Origin of the sequence: Fulvivirga lutimaris (assembly GCF_009711525.1) — a bacterium.
GTDB lineage: Bacteria > Bacteroidota > Bacteroidia > Cytophagales > Cyclobacteriaceae > Fulvivirga > Fulvivirga lutimaris.
In genome coordinates this window covers 5408-11764 of the sequence record NZ_SMLV01000300.1, presented here as the reverse complement: position 1 = coordinate 11764, position 6357 = coordinate 5408, and the positions used below count along the sequence as shown (strand labels likewise).

The window sequence follows — 6357 nt, the reverse complement described above, 5'->3', positions numbered from 1 at the left end:
CATGTATATATTGATGATTATAATTTATTATCTTTATTAAAATAGAACAGACATTATATAAAAATTGAATATGAGTTTATTTGACAAGTTTAAGTGGGTTTTAAGTATTCTTTTGGTTTTTGTTATTGTGCTTACTACAAACCTGATTGATAAAGATAATTTTAAGAGGTTAAGAAATTCAATTGCCACCATTTATGAGGACAGGCTAATAGCCAGTGATTTGATATTTGAGATGTCCTCATTGATTCAGAAGAAACAAATGGCCTTGATTACTTCTGATTCCGTATTTATAACAGAACAGAATTCAAAAATCAATAAGGACATACGAGGTATTATTGAGAAGTACGAACAGACAAAAATCACCCCTGAGGAAAGAACCAGTTTTGATAGCTTCAAGAACCATTTTGAAAACCTCACCAATCAAGAGGTTGAATATATCAACACTGGTTTTGCTAGCAATAAAGATTTGTTGAATAGTATCAATGGATTAAATAATGATCTTTATAACTTATCCAAGGTCCAGCTTAAAGAGGGGAAAAAGCAAATGTCATTTAGCCAAAAAACCATGGATACTATAGAGCTATTTACACAAGTTGAAATAATTTTCCTGGTTGCAATGGCTATCCTTATTCAGGTAATTATTTTATATAAGCCTAAGAAGAGTTAGTGAGTGCCTGCTCTAATACGTTTAAGTAGCATGCCTTAATCCTACCGATTTGTCATAGTATATTCTTATATTGACATACATCAAACTCTAGTGTTATGAGGAAGCAATTATTAATTATTCTAATCTTAGTCAGTACGGGTCTTTCTGCAAATGCTCAGGAACAAGTTTATGAATTTAGAACCTATGAATTGGATTACTTTAAATCTGCAGATGTACTCCACAACTACTTAGAGAAGGCACTGATACCAGCGCTAAACAGGCAAGGAGTAAAAAATGTGGGTGTGTTTGAAGAAACAAGCAATACCCTTCCTAAAAAGATATATTTGCTGATTCCTTATAAAAGCATCGTGGCTTTCCAATCCTCTGGAGATGTATTATTGAAGGATGAACAGTATCTGAAAGATGCAGCTCCCTATTTGAAGGCTGACCCTGACTCTATGCCTTATGACAGAATTAATACGGATCTGATCAGGTCTTCTAAAGGATTCCCAAATCTTGTAAAACCAACCGATGATTTGAACCTATTTGAGCTAAGAATCTATGACAGCTATAATGAGGATGCCTTGAGAAGAAAGGTAAAAATGTTTGACGATCATGAGTTTGACATATTTGCAGAAGTGGGCATGTCAATGGTGTTTTTTGGTGCTAATGTAGCGGGTGATAAGCTGCCTGCTCTTACTTATTTATTGGCCTTTGGCGACATGAAGGAACGCGATGAGGAATGGGCTAAGTTTGTTGCTCACCCCGAATGGAAAAGAATATTGGGGCTGGAGGAATATGCCAACGCCATGAATGAAATTACCAGGATTTTTCTACGCCCACTGAGTTATTCTCAGTTATAGTCGTTAGCAAAACTAGCTTCACTGACAGTAATCAGAAAACTTCTTTAAATACAGTTTTGCCTTCGTTTTCAATTGGATATGGGGCAAGGTGAGCGTGTTCTGCATCATAAACTTTGCCTGATACCTTTTCTACGTTGTAAGAGGACTCTTGATATTCTGAAACTACACTTACAGCGTAGTAGTTTTCGTTTTCATAGATGGTCATATCACCCTCAAAATTGGCTACATCAAATGAACCAACTACACCACTGTTATTAATGGCTTCAGTAACAAACCGGACATGCATCTCTGTATCTTCAGTTGGTTTGTAAAATTCTATAGCCTCTTTATTGTCTTGAGCTCTATTAAAAACGGGACTTTTACTGGTGGTTTTTTCAACAACATGAACCATAGCATCAAAATAAAATGCTGACCCTAAAGGAAGGTATTTGATAGGGTTCCTAAATGACACATACACTTCCTGACCATCGGTCATGACTTTAATTCGGGCAAAATTTTGAATACTTGCTTTTTCATTAAGCAGCTCCAAAGCCAACTGCACAATAGAGTCCTTCCCTAGCTTTATGACTTCCTCTACGTCTTTATTCATTGTAATCTCTTGAGCATAGCTGGCGGTGTAATTTATTATTAAGGAAAACAGCACGAATACCTTCATCATTTTCAGCATAAGTATTCTGGTTCTTTTGTTATTACAAATTTTAGATAGCGCATTAAAAGCATTTTGAAATAATATTACTGTTAAGCTACTACTTACCATAAAGTAATTGCCATGTAGCTCTACTTTATTTCTTATCGCCATCTTCATTTATTACCGCCCGTGCTACCCAAGGGAATTTTGAGTAATCAATTTTTGCAAAGTCACCCAGAATAATACTGAGACCCATAAATAAGAATCAAGGAGTTTGGAATAAGGTAAAGTTCCATTTTAATAACATAATAGCCAGGTCATGGATAAACCCACATACAACTAAAGTGATTATCAGCGATAATGCTGGTGGAAAGATGAATTTCATTGGTTTGAAAATATATTTCCCCAGATAATATCCCCAGATGGGATTCCAGTATTGCCAAAACATTGAAAATTTTCCAGCTCCCAGAGAACGATTTAGCATATTTCGAAGGGAATCACTGTTACCCAAGGGTAAACTGTTTCTTTTTTTAGGTAATCCGATATAGTCAAATTCGGAATTTATAGTTTCTTGGTGTCCAATTAAATATACCGGTTAGTATAAACACCGTTTTAGCAAACTTTTTAATTAGTCTTTTCTATCAATGACTACGCAACATAATTACCCCAATCCATAAAAACCAAACTATTTGACTAATTCCAAAAATCTCTGTAAAAATCTCTAGAGGGTAAATTGTTAGTATTCCTGCCAACCCCACTAGAATACCCAAAAGATTTAATAGTTTGGAAAACAAATGTCCTTTTAAGGCAGTTAGGCTTAATAATAACACCCATATTCCTCCAACTATTTCATTCCCACCACCAAGCCCTTCTGTAATGATATTAGTTGCGGAAAAAACTAACATTGCATTTTCAGGATCTTTACTTCCCATTTCAATTACAGTGTTGAGACTTATATTGTCTATCATTCCACTTGCGATTACCAATCCAGCCCAAATTATTCCAAAAGCGGATATTAGTTGCGATAGTATTAGCGAGTATGATTTTAGTCGGTGGTAGATTGCAACAACCAGTACCACTAATAAGATCCCAAATAAAATGTAACTTGTAAAAGTCAATAGCGAAAAGATTAGATGATTTTCTGTTAAGAAATCAAGTCTTTCATTAACACTCGCATTCGCATCTGGGTAGACTAGTATAGCTCCATAAATAATGAAAGCAACTATGTATATAAGTCCTTCAAGAAACGCACAAACTCCACCTACTTTTTGTAATGTTTTTTCATTCATGGTTACTTATTTTTCGTTTTCCTCGTTTTGGGATTATCCTTTTTTTCTAGTGTCTTCGATTGCTATACCGAGAACTAATCCTAGACATATCCACAATCCAATGTTATTTTGTGCATTTTCTACGACTACTCCCAAAAGGACATCTAGTTCCGTTCCGAAAAATACTGCTATTTTTTGCTCTCATGATTTTTAGTTCTAGCGTTTTCCATCGCTGCTCCGAGACAGCTAAACGTTAGAAATTCCACCCTAAGTAAATCTGCGGCTCCAGAAGGAAATAGTTTCTCCACTTATCGTCTAATTGTTTGAATCCATCAGGAGCATTTTTATCAGACGTCCAGATCTTACAATCAATCTGTGGTTCTATGAAAAAATGTTTTTTCTTACCAAATGCGATATGGTAGCCCAAATGAGCCGAGTTATAAAGTTTAAAACCATTTCCAAGTTTTTTACCATCTAGATCCGTGTAAGTTTGAAATTGCGGTAAAACTTCAACAGTTGCAAATAGTCCTTTCCATAACATACGTTGGTACGTTATGCCTATTCCTGTTGCTCGCACATGTCCTGGATAGTATTCGCTTTTTGTCTCTATTACGTCCAGAAGACCATCCCACCATGTTATTCCCATTGGTTGAAACAATCGGAAGGTTGCAAACTTCACACCTAAGATATTCTTATTATCTAGGTTGCGCTTTACATGAAACTCTATGTGTTGTACACTTGTATGATCGTTCCAGCGACTAAAGATAAGTTCTTCAGGAACAAGATGAGGTATACTTACTCTCCACTTATGGGCTACGTCAGTTTTTTTAACCTCAGTTGAGTCAGTTTGAGCAAATGCACTAAGTGTGTAAGAAAATAAAACAATTGTAAATAAATTTTTCATGGTGCTAATTTTTTTTTTTGAGAATTTCGATTGCTACAAAGCACCTCCCGTTGTCGTTAGTTCATTTAGTAAAGGGGAAAATAATCATCATGCGATGATTATTTACTCTGCTCAATCGATTTGACAATTCAAAGATGGGGTGAAAAGGAAGGTGAATCGTCCCGAAATGTAATTCCGAACTTAAAAGTGAGATTTAAAACTTCTTTAAACAGGTTTAAAATTGATTAGACTTCACCCAAGCTTTTGGGATCATTTCTTTAGTTTTTTTTTGAAGAAGGCGTTTGAATACCGTTTTAGAATTAAAGCCGCTTTCATAAGCTATCGCTAAAAGGGTAAGGTGGTTGTTGACAGGGTTAAGATCATTATTTTTGAAGTTCTCCAAACGAAAACTATTGATGTATTCATTGAAGTTTTTACCAATTCGTTCATTCAGCAACCAGGAAAGCTTGTTGCTGCTAATATTCACGTTTTCGGCTAGTTCGCGTAAGGATAAGGAAGGATTTTGAAACCACTCTTCTTCCTTCATTCCTTTTTCTAAAATGTCTATTGCTATGTTGATTTCAGCAGCTGACATGAAGGCTTTAGGAGGGGTGGTTGTTCTTGTTTTATTTTTGGTATCAGGTGGTAATAGCTCTATACGGAAAGTGGTTTGTACTAAATCCTGGAATCCGATTTATTGCCTCAGGGCTGCTAAATGGCAGATAACAGAATTTTACGCTGATGTGGTATTCTTTCTTTGTACGATTCGATTAATCACAAACATCAACCCAATAGTCAAAACCATCAATGACATTACCACAACTCCTAAGGTAGAAAAATTATTTATCATCCCATCTTCAGATTGAAATACGATCCATCCTGCTAGCATGGCTGCCAAACCTGCAATCGCCAATTGCATTGCTGCATCAACAGCCATGAATGCACCTCGGTCTTCTGCCTCAGGAACGACTGTCCCAATAGCTGAAGATGAGATGCTTCGAGCATTAACTCCAAGAAAGATGAAGGTATGAACGATGATAACTGTCCAAAGAGGGTTTACTTCCAAGTTCGTAAATACCCCTACCGTCAAAATTGTAATTACTGTTCCTATTACAAAAATTTTGAGTGTTCCATATTTATCTGTTAAACGACCAATAAGAGGAGAGAACACGAAAGTAGAAACCCCTGCGATTCCATATAGTAAGGGAAGGTCATCAAGACCTACTCCAAGATTGTTAGTACAAAAAGCAGAGCTAAAAGTCATTAAAATAACATCTCCTGCTACTAACAGCGTATTATTAAAAAACACGATTAGATAATTTCTCTTGCTAATTATTTTTAATGAGTGAAGCCAAGGGTTGACTTTAACTGGTTTGTGTAGATGCTTTTTTACTGGATTTATTTTCCAAACGACTAGAAATATGGCAATGATTCCGATAAGTAAAATCAGCCCAAAAGCTAAATGCCAATCCCACTCAGAAGCCAAGTAAAGTGCAAGTGGTAAACCCAAAATTTGACTCCCTGCAGAAGCCATCTGTAGAATTCCCATAGCCCTTCCTCTTTGAGTCGTTTCAAATAGATCGGCTATGATGGCAAAGCAAATAGGGCCTACAACACCACCAAAGGTCCCGGTTATAATCCGAGCAACAATTAATACATTGAAGGTGGGCGCACTTGCACAAAATAAAACTCCCAGCAAAAAGCCCGAGTAAAAGAATAGCAGTAGTTTTTTTCGATCAAATTTATCAGCATAGCCCGATAGTAATATAGCAGTTATTCCTGCACTAATAGGATATGCTGAGGCAAGTAGACCAAACTGTTTGGTAGTGATTTTAAGTTCCGGAAGAAGGATTGCGGATAATGCAGAGGTAAGCATGTAGTCCAAAACAATAGTCAATAAAACTATTGCAATGATAGCTACTAAAAGAAATTGATATTGAGTGAATTTGGGCTTAGTCTCTCCAGTCATTTACCCTATTTTTTATGAGACTTGACCCATGTTTTTGGAGTCATTCCTTCCATTTTTTTAAAAAAAGCATTGAACACTGTTTTGGAGTTAAAGCCACTTT

7 protein-coding genes are annotated in these 6357 nt (G+C 36.1%); 2 read left to right on the top strand and 5 right to left on the bottom strand.

The window, feature by feature from the left end:
* Window positions 1-70 precede the first annotated feature (70 nt).
* Window positions 71-667, top strand: a complete 597-nt coding sequence (locus E1140_RS05520) for an MCP four helix bundle domain-containing protein (RefSeq protein WP_155180015.1) — start codon at window positions 71-73, stop codon at window positions 665-667.
* A 95-nt stretch (window positions 668-762) separates the two neighbouring features.
* A complete protein-coding gene (locus E1140_RS05515) occupies window positions 763-1509 on the top strand; it encodes an NIPSNAP family protein (protein ID WP_155180013.1) in 747 nt (248 codons plus the stop codon).
* Between the two features lie 31 nt (window positions 1510-1540).
* Here E1140_RS05515 and E1140_RS05510 read toward each other — a convergent pair whose 3' ends face one another.
* From E1140_RS05510 to E1140_RS05485, 5 genes are all read right to left on the bottom strand, one after another.
* Window positions 1541-2308, bottom strand: a complete 768-nt coding sequence (locus E1140_RS05510; RefSeq protein WP_155180011.1) for a hypothetical protein — start codon at window positions 2306-2308, stop codon at window positions 1541-1543.
* A 470-nt stretch (window positions 2309-2778) separates the two neighbouring features.
* Window positions 2779-3426 carry a DUF4386 family protein gene (locus E1140_RS05500; protein WP_155180006.1) on the bottom strand — a complete coding sequence of 216 codons (648 nt, stop codon included), beginning with the start codon at window positions 3424-3426 and terminating at the stop codon, window positions 2779-2781.
* Window positions 3427-3658: 232 nt separating this feature from the next.
* Window positions 3659-4309, bottom strand: coding sequence for a hypothetical protein (locus tag E1140_RS05495; RefSeq protein ID WP_155180004.1), 651 nt, complete (start codon window positions 4307-4309; stop codon window positions 3659-3661).
* 214 nt (window positions 4310-4523) lie between these two features.
* Window positions 4524-4883, bottom strand: a complete 360-nt coding sequence (locus E1140_RS05490) for a helix-turn-helix domain-containing protein (RefSeq protein WP_221412642.1) — start codon at window positions 4881-4883, stop codon at window positions 4524-4526.
* A gap of 138 nt (window positions 4884-5021) precedes the next feature.
* Entirely contained in the window at window positions 5022-6257 is a 1236-nt protein-coding gene (locus E1140_RS05485; RefSeq protein ID WP_155180002.1) for an MFS transporter, read from the bottom strand.
* Window positions 6258-6357: the final 100 nt, after the last annotated feature.